Below are 17,820 nucleotides of genomic sequence, written 5' to 3'. Positions count from 1 at the left end.
CGGTAACTGGATTGGTATATTATATTCATTCTGAATCAATACGTAAATTTTGATAAAATGTAATTATTAGGTAAGTGATAGTTAGGAGTGCTGTATTTGTATTTAAATTATATTGGGATGTTAGTAGGACTAATAATAGCTTTAATAAATATTTTTGATCCCCAATTTGAAGAGTTTATGCGTTGGGTTATTGTTAGTGGTGGTTTATTAGCATGTATGCTTCATTTAAAAATAATTTTAGAGAAAAAACGTAATAAAACAGTTAAGGAAGATGGAACAAAGAGTTAAAAGTTAGAAAAAGGATTATCTATGGGACATAAAGTTCTCTTTGTGGTACCTAGAACGCACATTATGTTGACTAGCTTTTCATTTAGTAGAGAATTATTACTTATTATTTCATTTAATGGTATAATGTGGTCTTGTCATTTTTGAATAGATTGGTGTTGAAATAGTTTTAATGGGTTTAATCACTTTATATGTAGAAGATATGCTTGGGTATATCTTAGCTGCATTACCCTTTTATGTAGGGTTTCGTTTTATCTTTTTAAAGAAGAAAAGAAAGATAACATCTTTCAAAAAGGAACTTATTTTAGGTTTGTTTGCATTATATCTTGTTGGTTTGGCATCTCAAACCATTGTTCCAAATTGGAATGCGGGTATTTTTACAGATACTGGAGAGCCTTTTTTTGATATTTATTTTACAAATGAGCTTTCTCATGTAAATATCATGCCTTTTCATACCCTTTACGAATACTTCTTTCAAACGAATACAAATGTTGACGAATGGAATAGCGTATCTCTTTTAAATCTAACTGCAAATGTTATGTTATTTTTACCTTTAGGTTTTTTTGTATCCCTTATTTGGAGAAAGTATCATTCCTTTAAAAGAGTAATGATCTTAGGGTTATTTGTTACATGCTTAATTGAATTCATTCAATATTTTATAGGACGTAGCTCGGATATTGATGATGTTCTACTTAACACGTTTGGCACAGTTATAGGTTATGTGGTTCTTTTGATAAGTCAATATTTAATAAGCAAGCCAGTAAAGCAAAAAAAGGCGACTATATAGATAGTTGCCTTTTTTCGTGCCGATAAATAACGTTATGGTAACTAGAAATATAATATGCTCTAAGAAAAAGGTATTTATTTCCTTTTTTGATGTATATTATAATGAATATGCGTTGCTAAAAATAGGAGGAAATTAGATGGAGAAATTCTTTAAAGATGCTTTAAAGGTATCAATAGCCTCTTTAGTCATATCGATAACTTTATATGTAGTTTTAATTGCACTTTTTCTTTTATCAGTTGTTACAGCAAATATTTTTGGTACTGTGATTAAGATTATTGTGCCTATTTTAATTTTAGTTACAATACTCGGGTTTATTTATTCTTTCTTTATCAAAGGTAAACAGAAAATCCCTTTTTTAACATTACATTTTGTTTCCTTATGTGCTCTTTCGTTTGGTATGTATCTTGCTGTCAGTTTTCAAGGATTTGCGCCTTGATAAATATTTACATAAAAAAAGAACCCTTTGCTCATATACGCAAAGGGTTTTCAAATTTATCGGAATAGGGGGAATACTTTATTAGTCTGGCCAGATTTGTAGATTCATATACATATAACTTTAAAAATAAGTGTTTTGACCGACTCTGTTTTAAGAAGATACCTTTTCCTCAGAGTCCATTAGAAGAAATATTGGAGTTAGTATAGTTGAGGACTGATATTCACCTCGTTCTTAAGACTGAAATCTTTTCTTTAAGAGTGTTAAAATGCATACAGTATAAACTTTTGGTTTGCATGCATCCTAAGTAGCGTAAAAAACGTTAACTCTAGTAAGGTAGTCTTTTTTATTTAATAGAGCATATCCCAATTTTAATCCTCAATAAATAAAAGTAAAGAGGTAGCTTTCCCCTAAAATTTCACAAAGCTTGGTCATAGTAGATTCTAACACCATCTACACCTAATAATTCAGCAGCTATTTTTGCAAATCTGCGATACCGTCACAAATGTATTTTAAATGCAGAAGAAACCCGAACTCATCGATGAGTTCGGGTTTCTTCTTGGTCAGATATCAGTGCCTCAAGGTCATACTTCACAATCTTAGCTTTCTTCTTTTAGAAAACCGGTTACAACAAGACGTTCCAAATGCGTCTTCTTTTTGCGGTCAAAATTACCGGTACACGTAATTAGATTCAGCTTCTTTTGTTGGCTGAATCCAAATATCGCCGGAATGGGTGCATCATCATACGGATAGGATTTTTTCTCCTGTACAATAAATGTAAGCTTGCCGCCATTTTTTCCGGCAATAATGATTTCCTCTCCGACCTTTATATTTTTTAAATCAAAAAATACTGCTGGTCCTGTCTTATTGTCAACGTGTCCAGCGATGACAGCATTTCCCTGTTCGCCTGGAAGAGCTCCATTCTTATACCATGCTGTCAGCTTGTCATCTGAGGGGAGTTCCATTGTACCTTTAGAAATAAGGCCTACGGATTCAACATCAGCACGTATGCCTAGAGACGGGATGCTGATTCGGCTCGGTTCAATTCCTTTTGTTTCACCGTGCTTATAGGGTTTTGGCTTTACAGCTGCCGTCCCCGATGAATCCGAGACCGCAGAAACATTTTCTATCCGAGTGTCTTTCACTTTAGATGCCGAATCTTCACCAGATTGGGAACACCCTGCTAATAGCAGCAACAGGGCAGCCGTTTTAATGACTGCTTGCTTTTTTCTTAATTCCATATACCACCAGAGCACCTAATCCCAGGATTGATACTGCTGCTATTGGTAGGTAGCTGTTTGTTTGATCTTCAGATGTTCCGCCCATTCCTGTTTTTGGCATTTCAGAAGGCATCATTGCCGGATCAGCAAGAACAAGTGCTTCAAGAGCAGGTTCTCCACCTGCAAGCCCCACTGCAATTACAGTGTAAGACATATTGGCTTTTAATTCTGTATCCGAAAGGTCAAGAACAACATCTTTTGTTCCAGCACCTCTTACTTCAAGATCGTAGGATCCAGGATCTACTTCTGAATATTCCGTTACACCTTTAAATTCTGCTCCAGGAAATAGGACATCTCCTCCTTTAACTGCTACATCAACTGCAGGTGCATCAGGTGAAAAGTGTGCAACGCGCACTTTTGATTTTCCTTCTGTTACATTTAGATCATCGTTCAGAACTTTAAGTTCAAGAGAGTCAAGTTTGTTGATGGCTGCTACCGTATAGGCCTTGCCGGCTTCAACTGTTAAATCAGACGAGATGACCGGTTTGCCGTCAGCAACTGTTCCCGCTGCAAAAATTTCAACCTTGTGCTCTCCTGCAGGAAGCATCATGTAGTCTGTGGCAGCTTTAAATTCAGCACCTTCAACAATTGTTTTACCGTCAACTACAACATCAACCGCCGGAGCATCTGGAGAAGCATGAACGATTCTGACCATTGCATCATTGCCAGCCGCAGAAACACCAGCCCCAAATGCCAATAATAAAACCATTGCCGCCATTACTGAAAAGATTTTTTTCATTTTCCCACTCCTCTTCCTTTTTTTTGGGACGTTTGCCCTCAACTAAATATAAACAAAACTAATACAAAATGTATACAATTTAGATGCTGTGAATATGCTGAAGAAGTTTTCAGGTGTTTGAGAGAAGCGAAGATGTTTATCTTGCTAATAGGTCTTCACACATTTGAACGCTCTTGTTTAAGCTGAAAATTATAGCTTTTAGCGTTAACTCAGTAGAGATTAGCTGTAAATATGTAAAAAACCAAAAAGTTGATAATAAATAATTAACAATTTAAATTGATTTGTTGAATCATATTTCTAAACTCTTTTTTTCTCAATACATGTAAATGAGAAGACTTACATGTATTAAGAGAACTGCTTAAGATGCCAAAAGCATTAGAGGTTTTCCCCTTTGTTTCCAATATACTCAATCGAGTATATATGTGTTTTCGCTAGATCAATGACTTCGTGAATAAATTCGTCCGTGTTTTCTCTAAAGCCATTTCGAATCCAATTTTGAAGAAGACCATAAAATCCATAGGCTGTATAGCGTTTAAAGTACTCCATATTAACTGCTGTATTATTGATGGTTTCAAAAATAAACTGTTCCTTGTAGATCTTTAATATCATTTGAGGAAACTGTATATGTAACCCTGGTAAGGTGTCATCGTAGTTAATAAGTTCAAAAAAATTTCGGTTTTTATAGATGTAGAAAACGATGTTCAGATACGGTGCATTTAGCTTAAATGTAGTTACTATTTTAGTTAGACCATTTTTCTTCACTATCGATCCATTTATCCTCATTTAAATCAAAAGATTCTATATCATCATGAAAATTAAGATAAACAGGCAGATTAATGTCATTGTCACTGGCTTTATTCCAACAAGAAATAAACCAGTCTGTAATTAATTCTTTCTCAGCAGCGGATATTTCTTCTTCGTTTGCTTCGTAGAACTCCCAAAACTCATCTGAACGTTCATCAGCTAAATTATAATATTCCATCTCTTCGAGCAGCTCATGACTTCCTGAAAAAACGGTATGGTCGTTCCCTTCATAGAAAACTTCATTTGCTTCGTCATCCATAGAAAACATCCTAATTGATAAATCAAATGGCTGAATAAAGGCCTCAATTTCTAATAAGTCAATGCCTTCGTAATAATGAAACGTGTGTACTTCTTTAATACTATCGATTAGTTTATCTTCGTTTTTGTAAAGTCGTTCTTTTAATGAACTAATATAAGACTCAACTGTAAATAATTTATCGCTTTTACTATCTTGTTTTACATGCTTCCAGGCAACAAAACGGTTATCTACCTTTGCTTTAATGGTTTTATAGTTATCCCACGTATCTTCTACCTCATAAAGGGATTCTACATAAGGAAATATGTGTTCATAATCATTTAAATAGGTTCCTTTATCAAAATCAAAGTAGCTTTCTGTAAAAGCTCTTCCCTCTGCATTCAACATATCGCTTGCAAAAACGCCATCCAATTCCATGTAGACTTCAGTTCCGGTCATGTTTTTTTGTTTGAATTCTAGAATCTCCTGTTCGGATGCTTTTTCAAACTCTTCACTATATAAGTTTTTTTCGATGATCCACCCAAGATACATTCCAGTATGAACGAACGCCTGCTTTTCACTCAAGTCATTTGGGAAATCCCCTTCATAATGCCATTTAGCTTTATCATAAACGGTTGTCATAGACTCTTCCTCTTTTTTCTCCGTATCTTCTATTAATAAAGTTTCTTCATGTTCACGACTACTTTTCTTGTTTAACGGGTCTTCACAACCTTGTAGTAACAAAATAATAAATACAACAAACGGAATATACTTTAATTTATACAAAATTCCCTCCATGAATTACATCAAAAGTAAACAATATACTGCATTATATAATGTAGAGGTTAAAAAATATATATTTTACCAAATGAAAATAGGATTATAGTAGAAAATGTAGTTGAGGTAAGGATGATTATCAGTAATAATTGTATTGAAACTTAATATCTATACATTGTCCTGCTATCAATTTTTCCTAAGCTCTCTATTGAGGAGAACTGGTGTCTATCCCTTTAATTCTTACTGGTTCAATAAGGTCTTCCTGACAATTCTTCATGGGGTTAGATATATCCACCCAAGATACTTCATTGTTTGTTTCTTTTGAGCTAACCTCTAATAAATAATCTAACTATCTCAACAGTATAAAAAGTAAATTTAAAAAGCTACCTCAGCAAGCAAGGTAGCTTTTTAGTAGGATTCACAATTATCTTTTAAAGGACTGGCCTATCCATAAAAGGTATCTGATTAAGGGGTCTTTAATTCTTAATAATTGTCTAGGAAGTGGAATAATTTCCGCTTTAATATGTGTAGTAAATATAGTTATTGATAAAAGAATAAGTTCTCTCTTAGTTTCTATATTATTTTGTCATTTAGGTTATTTTTAACTTTTTATGCTTCCAATGGAATGAATAGACTTGAAGCTGCCGGGAAAGGCATTTTAAGCTTTTATTAGCTTTCGTTTTCACTATCGTTATCAATATCATTATCGTTGTCATTATTACCATATTTAAAATCAATAATGTTTTTTCTAATTTCTTCTCTGATTTCAGGGTTTTCTTTTAAGAAAATCTTAGCGTTTTCTCTTCCCTGTCCTAAACGTTCCCCATTATACGAAAACCAAGATCCAGACTTTTGAACAATATCTACTTCAGAACCAATATCTAAGATTTCTCCTTCTCTTGAGATACCTTCTCCATACATAATATCTACTTCAGCAATGCGGAAAGGAGGTGCCATCTTGTTTTTGACTACTTTAATTCTTGTTTTGTTACCAACTATGTCATTTCCTAGTTTAAGTTGTTCAGCGCGGCGAACTTCAAGACGAACGGAAGAATAAAATTTTAGTGCTCTTCCACCTGGCGTTGTTTCCGGATTTCCAAACATAACGCCTACCTTCTCCCTGATTTGGTTGATGAAGATAGCAATGGTTTTAGACTTATTAATTGCTCCAGATAGTTTACGAAGAGCTTGAGACATCAAACGAGCTTGTAGACCTACGTGAGAATCTCCCATTTCTCCTTCAATTTCTTTTTGCGGAACTAATGCTGCTACTGAGTCAACAACAATAATATCAACAGCGCCACTTCTAACTAATGCTTCAGCAATTTCAAGTGCTTGTTCACCAGTATCTGGTTGAGACAACAGTAACTCATCAATATCTACACCTAGTTTTCTTGCGTAAACTGGATCAAGTGCGTGTTCAGCATCAATAAAGGCAGCTCGACCTCCATTTTTTTGTACTTCTGCAATTGCATGCAAGGAAACGGTTGTTTTACCTGAGCTTTCGGGTCCGTACACTTCCATGATTCTTCCTTTGGGGTAACCATTAATTCCAAGAGCTATATCTAAAGCTAATGAGCCTGAGCTAGATGCCTCAACTTTTGCATGTGTGCCTTCTCCCATTTTAATAATTGATCCTGTACCGAATTGTTTTTCAATTTGTTTTAGAGCCATATCTAGTGCTGCTTGTTTATCATTCATAATTTAAAACCTCCGATTGTTATTACGTTTACAGTAAACGACAATGTATGTGGATAAATAATAAGAGTTGGCTCAAATTTTTTTGCTCCGTGCGAGAAAATTTTGTGTTTAACTGTCTTGGTTTATTCTGTTGTTCCTTTATTTATCTCTAAACCCTTAATATCGAACAAATGTTCCTGTTGTTTAATCATACAATAACCGCATCTAGTTGTAAAGGAGAAAGTTTTCTACAAACTAGCTAAAGAAATATCTTATAGTTGTAAAAAGTAAGTTTATACTTTCAATATTTATAGTTATTGAAACTAATGTATAAAATAACCCTTATTATAGGAACAAAAAATAATTCATTCTCTTATATACATTATTCTGGAAGACATGCGAAAAACGAGCCCTTGATTATCAAGAACTCGTTCACTTTTTGTTTTTCTTTTTTTATCCTTGAAATACTATTGGTTATTGTATATTTTTACAAAATATAACTTAAACTAGGTTATAAAAGCTTGTTATTAGTGCCCCATAAAAAATCCCGACCAAATATAGTGTAGTGTAACCTTCACTCTCAAGGAGTAATTTCTTTATACTATATTTAGAGGAGATAATACCAAATTTCACTTACTTTCTCGCATTACTTGAGCTACTTCAGTAAAAATTACGCCTAAGCCATGTGCACCTGCGTCCGGATAACCAAGACTTCTTTCTCCAACCGTACCAGCACGCCCCATACGTGCGACAATTTGTTCGGTTGATTTTGCTCCTTCAACAGCAGCTTCTGCTGCTTTGACAAGAGCATGTTTCAAGCTTTCATCTTCAGCAGCACTTGATGTTAACGTATCTGCATAAGGTACTAAAGCATCGATTAAAGTTTTATCTCCTACAACAGCTCCACGTCCAAAAGAACGTTCTCCTGTTGCTTGAATGCCTTTTACAGACGCTTGGATCATTTCAGCAAATTCTGTTAAAGTCAGTTCGGTTTTAGATTCGGTGTTCTTTCCAGCCGCACGAAATGCTGATCCCCAAATAGGCCCTGATGCTCCGCCACAATGCTCCATGATAACGATAGAACAAGCCTCTAAGAAGTTGCCAATATCATTTGATTTATTTTCTAAAATTTCGTGCCATTCAGCTTTCAACTGCTTGAACCCTTTAGCAACACTCATACCAAAGTCTCCGTCACCAGCATGGGAATCTAGTTCACAGAATGGTACTTCATTTCTAATAATACATTCACTCATTTGGTCAACCATAAAAATAATATTATTCAACGTCAGTCGATTTTCCGTTACTACGGAATATTCTTTGTTGGTTTGCACCTCATAAGACACTTTCGGTGCCTCCACCGTACCAATAATTTCATCATAAGTAACAGCTGGTACTTCACCTTTGATTTTTAGCGCAGGAGTATCGCATTCTTCAGATAGGAGACTTTTTAAGTTCTCATCTAATTTCATAATTGAAATAGAAGCACCGGCCATATCGATGGCTGTCATGTAGTTTCCGACAAATGTTCTTGCAATCGTTACGTTTCTACGTGACAATTCACGAATGACAGAATGATTTAATAAATATAGTTCTTGAAGAGGTGTGCTTCCAAATCCATTAATTAGGACAGCCACTTCTCCTTTTCCATCTTCTATCCCTACTTCTTTTAATAATGAAGTTACCGTACGCTTTGCAAGTTCGTCTGCTGAAATAATTTTTTCACGACGGATACCAGGTTCTCCATGAATACCAACGCCAAACTCCATCTCATCTTCTGCAATCTCGAAAGTAGGAGTTCCTTTAGCAGGAACTGTGCAAGAAGTTAGTCCAAAGCCGATGCTTTTAACATTCGCAATAGCATTTTCTGCGGCCTCTTTCACTTTTGGTAGATCATAGCCGCGTTCTGCTGCTGCACCTGCTATTTTATGAACAAGAACAGTACCAGCTACTCCGCGTCTTCCAACTGTATATAAACTGTCCTGTACAGCAATATCATCATCTACTTTTACATAATCCACTTGAATGCCATCTTCTTCTGCAAGATAAGCAGCATTCTTGAAATTCATCATGTCACCACTGTAGTTCTTAATCACTAGTAAAGTTCCCTTATCGCTAGCTGTTTCTTTAATGGCTTGATAAATCTGTATTTGAGAAGGTGAAGCAAATACATCACCACAAACTGCTGCATCTAGCATACCCTTCCCAACATATCCAGCGTGAGCAGGTTCATGTCCACTTCCGCCCCCGCTAATTATACTTACTTTACTTTTATTAATTTGGTCTTTTTTAATGACTTTATATTTTTCAATTAAATTTAGTTCAGGATGTGCTAGAACCATCCCTTTACACATCTCAAGTACAACATCTTCCGGTTTATTAATAATTTTTTTCATTTTATATCAACCTCTTCTTATAATCATTTCCAATTTGATCTGCTGCAAGAATAGCTGCAGCTACTGACTCTGGATTAACAGGGAATGGCATAGAATAGATAGATTCCTCTGGAATACAAGCTTTATTAGCTACTTCCATTAACTCTTCTTGTGTAATTTGTTCCACTCCAATATCAGCAAGACAAACTGGAAGTCCTACTGCTAAACAGAAATCTAACACTTCTTCTATTTCCTCAGTTGGCGCATTTTCCAATACCAATTGTGCTAATGTACCAAAAGCTACTTTTTCACCGTGGAAGTAGTGGTGCGCACTTTCTAAAAGAGTAAGCCCATCATGAATCGCATGTGCTCCAGCTAATCCACCACTTTCAAACCCTAATCCTGATAATAAGATGTTGGCTTCAATAATGTTTTCTAAGGCTGGAGTAACAACATTATGATCGCTTGCTGCTTTTGCTTTAACCCCGTCCTCTAATAGAGTGTTGTAGCAATGTTCTGCTAAAACTAACGCTGCATTTGTACCTTTTGCTGGTGCACATACGTCCTCACGCACTCCACAAGGTAATCCAGCATTTACATTAGAGAAAGAACGTGCTGTTGCTCTTGCTTCGAAATAAGTAGATAACGCATCCCCCATACCAGATACTAAGAATCTAGTAGGTGCATTAGCGATGACTGTTGTATCAATTAATACCACACTTGGGCTTTGCTTAAAGTATGCGTAATCATCAAAAGCACCCTCTGGTGTATAGATAACTGCGGAATGACTTGTAGGTGCATCCGTAGCAGCAATTGTTGGGACGATAATTAATCCCTCTCCCTCTGCTACACATTTTGCTGTATCAATTGCCTTACCACCACCTAGACCAATTGTACAATCACAGTTGTTTTCTTTTGCTATTTCCTGCAATCTAGAAATTTCTGGTCTTGAACATTCGCCATTGAATCCGCCTTCAAAAAATGTAATACCATATTTTTCTGCTGTTGCATCTAATTTGTCTTGTACACGTTTAATATCTTCAGGATGTGCTATTAAAAGTGCAGAGGTACCAAATGTTTTCACAAAATAACCTAAATTTAAAATTTCATCTTCACCTTGAATGTATTTTGAAGGACTAATAAATGCTTTTCTCATAAATAAAACCTCCTAATTAACTTTGTAATCCCTTACAATCGGAATTTTACTATCTTTTGTGTAAGATTACATTAGTCTTAAATGACGAGTTTTTACAACTTTTTATCGTATTTTTTTGCTCTCTTCATTTAATATGGTATTATTATGACATTATTTCAGGTAAAAATACTACTAAGTTCACGTTGAAAAGAGGTTACCTTTATCGCTGAACACTCTTTTATTTTACGAACTCAGGAATAAAATAAAGGTATTCTCAAATAGGTAATCCAAACTACCATATGGGAAGTAGAAGCAAGGGAGATAAAACATCATTGAAAACTACTTACATGAATTTAGATAAAATACTAGATTTAAAGAAATGGCGAAACCTTCAAGATTCGCTTGCGCTTGTTACAAAATTAGCGATTGTCACGGTTAACTATAAAGGAGTGCCCATTTCTCAACACAGTGGTGTACGTCCATTTTGTGAGACTATGCGTAAAAATCCTAATACGGCAAAACTTTGTGAAAAGTGCGATGCGCGGGGAGGACTAGAGGCAGTTAGAACCAATGCTCCTTATATCTATTTATGCCACTGGAATATTGTCGATATTGCCATTCCCATTATAATTGATGATAAATATGTAGGCGCCATCATGGCGGGAGAAGTGAAAATTGAGGATGGTGACAAACATCCTCCCTTGGAACAAATGCTTACTGTTCCATCGAAGGGATTTGAACAGAAGTTAAATAATAATGAGGAAATACAGCGTCTATATGATTCTATTCCTACTCTATCCTATACAGAAATTAACGAAGCTGCTCAAATGTTATATAGGCTTTGTAACTACATTGTAGAGGAAGCTATGAATAAAAACTTGATTTTAGAAGTATATGAAAAGATGGCTCCAGTAAAAGAGGACCTTTCTACTGAAGATATTTCTTACGGTTATTCTCTAGATAATATTCAAAATATAAAAAAGGAACTAGCCAACACAGTTACTAATGCTTACGTAAAAACGTCTATTAACGATCACTTAGTATGTAAAAACAAAGTATTACAGCCAGCCTTTGACTACATTTATAAACATAAAAGAGAAAAAATTTCTCAACAAAAGATGGCTGATTTATGTCACATTAGCACAGGTTATTTCAGCCGTGTATTTACCAAAGAAACGGGTATGAATTTTTCTGTTTTTATTTCTCTCAAAAAAATAGAGTGGTCCAAACAATTATTAGAAAAAACGGATTTGTCTATTGCACAGATTAGTGATGAATTAGGTTTTAATGACCCTGGATATTACATCAAGACATTTAAAAAATATGAAAACATAACTCCTAACGTCTATCGGAAATATTATCAAGAAAAAATGTAAAGTTTTCAGTACTGACGTAAGAAACATATAACTTTTCCATACTGATACTAGTATTCTGAAAAAGGGTGCTTTTCAGTATGGAAAAGCAATGAGACACAGTCATGTGCTGGCATTTACGCTATAAATAATATATAAATCTCTATTCCGCGTGCTTATAAACATTGGGTCTCAGGTTTTTAAATATTGGGATGTTTTTTTGTTGTTCTGTAACTTTCTGTATATGAATTTCTGCTGTTATGATTTCTTCTTGGTCTCTCCCCTCTTCTATAATGTTTCCATTTGGATTGATGACCATTGAATGTCCAGCGTATGTGTTGCCAACATGATCTTTATGATTCACATTCCCTACGCTGTTACATGCAATGACGTATACACCATTTTCTATAGCTCTTGCTTTCAATAGTGCTTTCCAATGGTCTATATTTTTGGTAGTCCATTGTGCAACGTAGAATACAATTTTTGCACCTTGAGACGCTGGATAGCGTGTGATTTCTGGAAAACGTAAGTCGTAACATATAATTTGACTAGCTTTGATACCGTTAATCTCAAATACTTCTGGAACTTCATCTCCACCCGTTAAATAATGATGTTCATCTAACATCGGCACGAGATGTATCTTATCTTTTTGATAGAGTAGCTCCCCTGTTTTTGATACCGCAAAGGCCGTATTATAAATGTTTTCATTCCTTTTATTTGAGACTGAACCTGCAATGATATTCACCTAATATTTAATTACTAAACTTTGTATAAAAGGAAAAGTGCTCTTTAAATTAATATCTGCTTTTTGTGCTACATTTTTTAAATCATAACCAGTGTTCCACATTTCAGGTATCACAACAATCTCCGTATCTATATCCAGCTTTTCTGCAAATAAGGATACAATACGGTTTTCGTTTTGCTTAACTTCGCCTTCTATAATCTCCACAATTGTGTTTTAGTCACTCTTACCTGTTCCCGTACAAAAGTTTTATGACTTACAATTAATTACATATAAGTGAAGTATACTGTGCACCTTTTAAAATTCTGAAAAGCCCCCATGAAAGTTGGCATTTTTATTTTTAATAACAGACTCTTTAGAATTTAGCCTATACATGGCTATAAACTCCCAAATTTAGTTTTCTATACATAACATCTATAGCTGTTTTAATGAAGATTAAGAGATAGTGATAACGATACAAATACTAAAGTTTCTACTATTTTTTTAGAATGGCATGATTTTTTTCATTTTCCTTTCGAAAAGGCATATGTTAGTTAATAAAAGATACCTTTATTGTTGAAAGGAAAATTGATCCTATGATTGCGTCAAAGGTTAAATTTGCTGCCTCGTTCTATGCAATAATGTCTATTAGTTTTTGGGGAATTTCCTTTGTCTCTACCAAAGCTGTTTTAGATAAACTAGATCCATACACACTCCTTGTTCTTCGTTTTGGAATTGGGGCACTTTTTTTATTGGTATTATTAGTGCTCAAGCGCTATCCATTAAACATTCCACTTAAGTATATTCCTCACTTAATTGTGTTAGGGATCCTTGGAGTGTTTGTTCATCAGGTTATTCAGGCAACAGCACTTCTCACAATAAATGCTTCGGCAGCCGGGTGGATCATTTCGTTTTCTCCTGTATTTACAGTCATTCTCTCCGTATTTTTTTTGCATGAAAAGATGACGTTATTAAAAGCATCGGGGATTATTGTAGCTATTATTGGCGTTCTACTGGTGACCACTTCTAGCAATCAGCATTCACTTCAGCTTCCGGTTAATATCGGTTACCTGTTAATGATTTTAAGTACATTAAACTGGGCAATCTATTCTGTCCTATTAAAAAAGCTGGATATTCAACTTCCCTCTCTTGTTGTTACGTTTTATATGTGTTTAATAGGGTTTACTCTAACAACTCCTTTTCTCATAAGAAATAAAGGCTGGGAGATCATGCCTTTTTTAACGAGCGTGGAGTGGGCTCATTTACTATTTCTCGGTGTATTCGTTTCAGGTGTTGCCTATTGGTACTGGGCAAAGGCATTAGAGGTTTTAGAGGCGTCACAGGTATCTGTGTTTCTTTATTTAGAACCAGTAGCGACATTGATAACAGCTGTTTTACTGTTACGAGAAAAGATTATTCCCGTCAGCATATTAGGAGGAGTCATAATTATAGTGGGAGTAATTGTAGCTAATGGAAGACTACTAACTTTTTTGAGGCACTTGCCATGGAGAAACAAAAAATTGTAGCTATGCAGAAAACCCAAAAATTTGTGCTGCTCATAAGGAGGTAATGCGTGTATGAGCTTAATTGAACAGGTAAAGCATATTTTAGATAACTTGGACTCCCCTACCAAATTGGAACTGAGAGAGGCTCTTTTGGCTTTAGATATAAACTTTAATGATTTAAAACCACTATTGCAGTCAGCAAAAGACAAGCCATACTATAGAAAGCTTCTCTATCAAAATGACGAAGTGGAATTACTTGTTATGAATTGGTCAGCAATAGAGTGTGCTCCTCACGATCACGGTCATTCGCATGGATGGATTCAAGTAGTAAATGGTACAACTATAAATACGGTTTACGAAGTTAAAGAAAACCAAATGCCAGAAGAGCTGTTTTCTCAGCATCAGGGAAAAGGTAAGCTTTTTTTTGCTCCCAAGAAAGGTGTGCACAAGATGAAGAGTGCTGAAGGCGCGGGTCTAGTTACTCTTCATCTCTACTCTCCCCCAATCAAGGAGATGATGGTTTATGATTTCAAAACATGCGCTGCTTGCATTGTATCCGATGATTGTGGAGCGTGGTGGCCAGATCATCTTCGTCAAAAGGTAAGAGAGATTCAATTAAAGAAGAAAGAATGATATTTGTTGACCCTTGGAATATTTCTCATACAGAAACAAAATAACTGCTTAGTCGAGTTAAAGGACGTACATCACGAGATTTTCTCGCTTAGAGTTACTGTCTTAACAAGAAAACTCCGCTAAACATAATCGATTTTATGTTAAATAAAAAAGACAGAAAGAGTCTACTTCTTCCTGTCTTTTTTGTCATTTAAGCATCAGCAACATGAGTTGGTTGCAGGTGACTTTTTATTCACCTCAACGCTATCCTCAGTCTGATGAACCTCACTATCAGATTTCGTATAAAAGAATTCCCACTCGTTCCCGTCCGGATCTGTTACCCAGAATTTATCTTGTACAGCGTAGCAGCAGGTCGTATCTATTTCTTCACGAGCAAAGAACCCTTCTTTTTCTAGTCGTGATTTATGGGAATGAATCTCCTCAGGAGTTTCTACTTGGAAGCCGAAATGATTCACTTGATTACCTTTTACATCGTCACGTACGTTCAAGGTAAAATTTAATCCCGGTTCATCTAACAAGAATTTAGCATAATCTATTTTCGTTTTCACAGGTTGAATGCCAAATACCTTTTGATAAAACTTAATGGATGCCTCTAGATTCGTTACATTAATTCCTACGTGAACATATTCCATTCAAACTTCCTCCTCCGTATTATTTTGAATGTAGTAAATTAAGAGCATGAGCCGCTTTTACTTGTATCTTTTCTAAACAAGCAGCAAAGTTCTTCTGATAAGAGATGGTTCACCTCTTTATCATTTAAATCATAATAACTCCATGTCCCTTTTGTTTCTTTTGTAATGAGGTTTGCTTCTAATAAAATCTTTAAGTGGTAGGAAAGTTTAGATTGAGACATCCCAAAGAATTCAGTTAGATCACATACGCATGTCTGTCCTCGCTGACAGAGCTCATACATAATTTCTAATCTCTTTTGATCAGCAAGGGCTTTAAATTTTTGTTCGTACTGTTTAAATGGGTGCTTTCCTTCCTTGACTGTTTCCATTGTCATTCTCCTTCATCAATTTTTTTTGATTTAAAATTCGAAGCTCTCGGCAGCTTTTTTAAAGTTACTGTATGTAGTTTCCCCTCTTAGCATAGGATCTTGATGAAAAAAACGCTGAAAGATTAGGTTTTGTGCTTCCTTATAGTTCATCCCTTGGGTGTTCATAACTAAATGAAAATAGGCTCGAAAGTAGGTAACAGATAAGTTTCCAGAGTTGTTGACTCTCACTGCTTTCACCCTCACTTTTATAAATCAATTTTTTTTGATATATTCATCATATCTGGAAAATTTAGATAAATCAAGAGGTTAATCAATTTTTTTTGATTAATATCAGCGTATATTTTTGTTGAATATATAATAAAATACTTATATAATTATATTTGGAAATAAGGAGGTGAATTGGATTGGATGTAAAAGTACAAATAGAAATGGAGAAAGCAGCACAGATACTGAAGCTGCTTGGCGATAAGACAAGATTATCTATGATGAAACTGCTCCAAAATAACGAGTGCTGTGTTTGTGAGCTAGTTGAAATTTATGAAGCAAGTCAACCAGCTATTAGTCAACATTTACGTAAATTAAGAGATATCGAACTTGTAAAGGAAAGACGAAAAGGACATTGGATTTTCTACTCATTAAATAAAGAAAACAGCTATTATCCGTTTGTCCTGAATATACTTGAATCTTTACCAAGCGAAGATGAACGATTAAAAGAATTAGAAAAGCAAGGATTACGTATTAATTGTTGCTAATAGTAGGAGGTTTGTAAAGTGGTATCAGTTATAGTAGCCTCCCTCATCTTCTTAGTGACATTGATTTTTGTCATTTGGCAGCCAAAGAACTTGTCTATTGGTTGGTCAGCATGCGGAGGCGCAGTTTTAGCTCTTTTAGCAGGTGTGGTTGATTTCCATGACGTGCTAGATGTAACTCAAATTGTATGGAACGCAACGTTAACGTTTATTGCAGTTATTATTATTTCTTTAATTTTAGATGAAATTGGATTTTTTGAGTGGGCAGCTTTACATATGGCGCGTGCTGCAGGAGGAAATGGCGTTCGCATGTTTGTATATGTATCCCTACTTGGAGCCGTAGTAGCCGCATTATTCGCAAATGATGGGGCAGCCTTAATTCTAACACCTATCGTACTTGCTATGGTGCGAGCACTTAAATTTGAAGATAAAATGGTCTTTCCTTTTATTATCGCCAGTGGATTCATTGCGGATACAACATCATTACCTCTTGTGGTAAGTAACTTGGTCAATATTGTATCAGCGGATTTCTTTGGGATTCGCTTTTCTGAATTTGCCTCACGCATGATTGTGCCAGATTTATTTTCACTTTTGGCAAGTATTGCTGTCTTGTATTTGTATTTTCGCAAAAACATCCCTAAGAAATACAATCTAGATGATTTACAGAAACCGGTTGAGGCCATCAAAGATGAGAAAATGTTTCGTTTATCAGGAATTGTTTTATTCATTTTAGTTCTGGGTTACTTTATTGGTGAGTTTTTCGATATTCCCGTTTCTATTATTGCAGGAATTATCGCCATTTTATTCTTAGGAATAGCAAGAAAAAGCCCAGCTGTTCACACGAAAAAAGTGTTAGCAGGAGCTCCATGGGCAATTGTTTTCTTTTCCATTGGTATGTATGTTGTTGTGTATGGATTACGCAATGTGGGGCTAACTGAAGTACTAGCAAGCCTTATTCAAACAACCGCTGATCAAGGATTATTTGCAGCAACCATTGGTATGGGATTTATTGCAGCCATTCTCTCATCGATTATGAACAACATGCCAACCGTGATGATTGATGCTTTGGCCATTGATGCAACTTCTGCAACAGGTACGATTAAAGAAGCTCTGATTTATGCAAATGTCATTGGTTCGGACTTAGGACCAAAGATTACACCTATTGGCTCTCTAGCAACGCTCTTATGGCTCCACGTTCTTTCGACAAAAGGAGTTAAGATTTCTTGGGGAACCTATTTTAAAACAGGTATCATCTTAACCATCCCAACATTGTTTATTACGCTTGTTGGTTTATATATTTGGTTATCAATTATTTCTTAACACATTATAAAGG

General features: G+C 35.3%; 16 protein-coding genes and 2 pseudogenes. 8 read left to right on the top strand and 10 right to left on the bottom strand.

What is annotated here, in order from left to right; translation table 11 throughout:
• The first annotated feature begins 96 nt into the window (after positions 1 to 96).
• From ACO1DI_RS14470 to ACO1DI_RS14460, 3 genes are all read left to right on the top strand, one after another.
• A complete protein-coding gene (locus ACO1DI_RS14470) occupies positions 97 to 288 on the top strand; it encodes a hypothetical protein (RefSeq protein WP_226555641.1) in 192 nt (63 codons plus the stop codon).
• Positions 289 to 457: 169 nt separating this feature from the next.
• Positions 458 to 1,072, top strand: coding sequence for a VanZ family protein (locus ACO1DI_RS14465; protein WP_423145415.1), 615 nt, complete (start codon positions 458 to 460; stop codon positions 1,070 to 1,072).
• Between the two features lie 136 nt (positions 1,073 to 1,208).
• Positions 1,209 to 1,508 (top strand): hypothetical protein, encoded by a 300-nt coding sequence (locus ACO1DI_RS14460; RefSeq protein WP_374734194.1) that lies wholly within the window; start codon positions 1,209 to 1,211, stop codon positions 1,506 to 1,508.
• A gap of 596 nt (positions 1,509 to 2,104) precedes the next feature.
• Here ACO1DI_RS14460 and ACO1DI_RS14455 read toward each other — a convergent pair.
• From ACO1DI_RS14455 to ACO1DI_RS14425, 7 genes and pseudogenes are all read right to left on the bottom strand, one after another.
• Entirely contained in the window at positions 2,105 to 2,746 is a 642-nt protein-coding gene (locus ACO1DI_RS14455) for a class F sortase (RefSeq protein WP_423145414.1), read from the bottom strand.
• Positions 2,715 to 3,524 (bottom strand): DUF4397 domain-containing protein, encoded by an 810-nt coding sequence (locus ACO1DI_RS14450; protein ID WP_423145413.1) that lies wholly within the window; start codon positions 3,522 to 3,524, stop codon positions 2,715 to 2,717. The genes ACO1DI_RS14455 and ACO1DI_RS14450 overlap by 32 nt, the downstream gene beginning before the upstream one ends.
• A gap of 375 nt (positions 3,525 to 3,899) precedes the next feature.
• Positions 3,900 to 4,307, bottom strand: coding sequence for a TetR-like C-terminal domain-containing protein (locus ACO1DI_RS14445; RefSeq protein ID WP_223260264.1), 408 nt, complete (start codon positions 4,305 to 4,307; stop codon positions 3,900 to 3,902).
• Positions 4,308 to 4,776: 469 nt separating this feature from the next.
• Positions 4,777 to 5,205 (bottom strand): annotated as a pseudogene (locus tag ACO1DI_RS14440) (hypothetical protein); the annotation flags it as partial.
• Between the two features lie 804 nt (positions 5,206 to 6,009).
• On the bottom strand, positions 6,010 to 7,041 hold the full coding sequence (gene recA, locus ACO1DI_RS14435) for a recombinase RecA (protein ID WP_014460627.1): 1,032 nt from the start codon (positions 7,039 to 7,041) through the stop codon (positions 6,010 to 6,012).
• Positions 7,042 to 7,649: 608 nt separating this feature from the next.
• Complete coding sequence (gene dhaK, locus ACO1DI_RS14430; protein WP_014460628.1) at positions 7,650 to 9,413, bottom strand: dihydroxyacetone kinase subunit DhaK; 1,764 nt, start codon at positions 9,411 to 9,413, stop codon at positions 7,650 to 7,652.
• Position 9,414: 1 nt separating this feature from the next.
• Positions 9,415 to 10,548 carry a glycerol dehydrogenase gene (locus tag ACO1DI_RS14425; protein ID WP_209368840.1) on the bottom strand — a complete coding sequence of 378 codons (1,134 nt, stop codon included), beginning with the start codon at positions 10,546 to 10,548 and terminating at the stop codon, positions 9,415 to 9,417.
• Between the two features lie 311 nt (positions 10,549 to 10,859).
• On the opposite strand from ACO1DI_RS14425, the gene ACO1DI_RS14420 reads away from it, so the two are divergent.
• The gene (locus ACO1DI_RS14420; RefSeq protein ID WP_028413807.1) at positions 10,860 to 11,903 is read left to right on the top strand and encodes a PocR ligand-binding domain-containing protein; all 1,044 of its coding nucleotides are present in this window, start codon (positions 10,860 to 10,862) and stop codon (positions 11,901 to 11,903) included.
• 139 nt (positions 11,904 to 12,042) lie between these two features.
• Here the strand turns inward: ACO1DI_RS14420 and ACO1DI_RS14415 are convergent.
• A pseudogene (locus ACO1DI_RS14415) lies at positions 12,043 to 12,831 on the bottom strand (carbon-nitrogen family hydrolase).
• Positions 12,832 to 13,196: 365 nt separating this feature from the next.
• On the opposite strand from ACO1DI_RS14415, the gene ACO1DI_RS14410 reads away from it, so the two are divergent.
• Positions 13,197 to 14,126 (top strand): DMT family transporter, encoded by a 930-nt coding sequence (locus tag ACO1DI_RS14410; protein WP_423145412.1) that lies wholly within the window; start codon positions 13,197 to 13,199, stop codon positions 14,124 to 14,126.
• Between the two features lie 51 nt (positions 14,127 to 14,177).
• On the top strand, positions 14,178 to 14,738 hold the full coding sequence (locus ACO1DI_RS14405) for a cysteine dioxygenase (RefSeq protein WP_048018678.1): 561 nt from the start codon (positions 14,178 to 14,180) through the stop codon (positions 14,736 to 14,738).
• Between the two features lie 197 nt (positions 14,739 to 14,935).
• Here the strand turns inward: ACO1DI_RS14405 and ACO1DI_RS14400 are convergent, their stop codons facing one another.
• Positions 14,936 to 15,370, bottom strand: coding sequence for an ArsI/CadI family heavy metal resistance metalloenzyme (locus tag ACO1DI_RS14400; RefSeq protein ID WP_182421091.1), 435 nt, complete (start codon positions 15,368 to 15,370; stop codon positions 14,936 to 14,938).
• Positions 15,371 to 15,408: 38 nt separating this feature from the next.
• Positions 15,409 to 15,738 (bottom strand): ArsR/SmtB family transcription factor, encoded by a 330-nt coding sequence (locus ACO1DI_RS14395; RefSeq protein WP_045289726.1) that lies wholly within the window; start codon positions 15,736 to 15,738, stop codon positions 15,409 to 15,411.
• A 404-nt stretch (positions 15,739 to 16,142) separates the two neighbouring features.
• On the opposite strand from ACO1DI_RS14395, the gene ACO1DI_RS14390 reads away from it, so the two are divergent.
• Together ACO1DI_RS14390 and ACO1DI_RS14385 are read left to right on the top strand one after the other, a co-directional pair.
• Complete coding sequence (locus tag ACO1DI_RS14390) at positions 16,143 to 16,490, top strand: ArsR/SmtB family transcription factor (protein WP_209368830.1); 348 nt, start codon at positions 16,143 to 16,145, stop codon at positions 16,488 to 16,490.
• Between the two features lie 18 nt (positions 16,491 to 16,508).
• Positions 16,509 to 17,807 (top strand): arsenic transporter, encoded by a 1,299-nt coding sequence (locus ACO1DI_RS14385; RefSeq protein ID WP_423145411.1) that lies wholly within the window; start codon positions 16,509 to 16,511, stop codon positions 17,805 to 17,807.
• The last annotated feature ends 13 nt before the right edge of the window (positions 17,808 to 17,820 follow it).

Source organism: Priestia sp. 40 (genome assembly GCF_049368575.1).
GTDB lineage: Bacteria > Bacillota > Bacilli > Bacillales > Bacillaceae_H > Priestia > Priestia zanthoxyli.
Note: the sequence above shows the minus strand (reverse complement) of the source record. Positions and strands in the feature narration are given on the sequence as shown.

Coding starts and splice junctions, on each gene's coding strand:
- ACO1DI_RS14400 (WP_182421091.1), bottom strand. CDS start 15,370: ATGGAATATGTTCACGTAGGAATTAATGTAACGAATCTAGAGGCATCC.
- ACO1DI_RS14425 (WP_209368840.1), bottom strand. CDS start 10,548: ATGAGAAAAGCATTTATTAGTCCTTCAAAATACATTCAAGGTGAAGAT.
- dhaK (WP_014460628.1), bottom strand. CDS start 9,413: ATGAAAAAAATTATTAATAAACCGGAAGATGTTGTACTTGAGATGTGT.
- ACO1DI_RS14405 (WP_048018678.1), top strand. CDS start 14,178: ATGAGCTTAATTGAACAGGTAAAGCATATTTTAGATAACTTGGACTCC.
- recA (WP_014460627.1), bottom strand. CDS start 7,041: ATGAATGATAAACAAGCAGCACTAGATATGGCTCTAAAACAAATTGAA.
- ACO1DI_RS14410 (WP_423145412.1), top strand. CDS start 13,197: ATGATTGCGTCAAAGGTTAAATTTGCTGCCTCGTTCTATGCAATAATG.
- ACO1DI_RS14460 (WP_374734194.1), top strand. CDS start 1,209: ATGGAGAAATTCTTTAAAGATGCTTTAAAGGTATCAATAGCCTCTTTA.
- ACO1DI_RS14450 (WP_423145413.1), bottom strand. CDS start 3,524: ATGAAAAAAATCTTTTCAGTAATGGCGGCAATGGTTTTATTATTGGCA.
- ACO1DI_RS14395 (WP_045289726.1), bottom strand. CDS start 15,738: ATGGAAACAGTCAAGGAAGGAAAGCACCCATTTAAACAGTACGAACAA.
- ACO1DI_RS14445 (WP_223260264.1), bottom strand. CDS start 4,307: ATGAGGATAAATGGATCGATAGTGAAGAAAAATGGTCTAACTAAAATA.
- ACO1DI_RS14465 (WP_423145415.1), top strand. CDS start 458: ATGGGTTTAATCACTTTATATGTAGAAGATATGCTTGGGTATATCTTA.
- ACO1DI_RS14455 (WP_423145414.1), bottom strand. CDS start 2,746: ATGGAATTAAGAAAAAAGCAAGCAGTCATTAAAACGGCTGCCCTGTTG.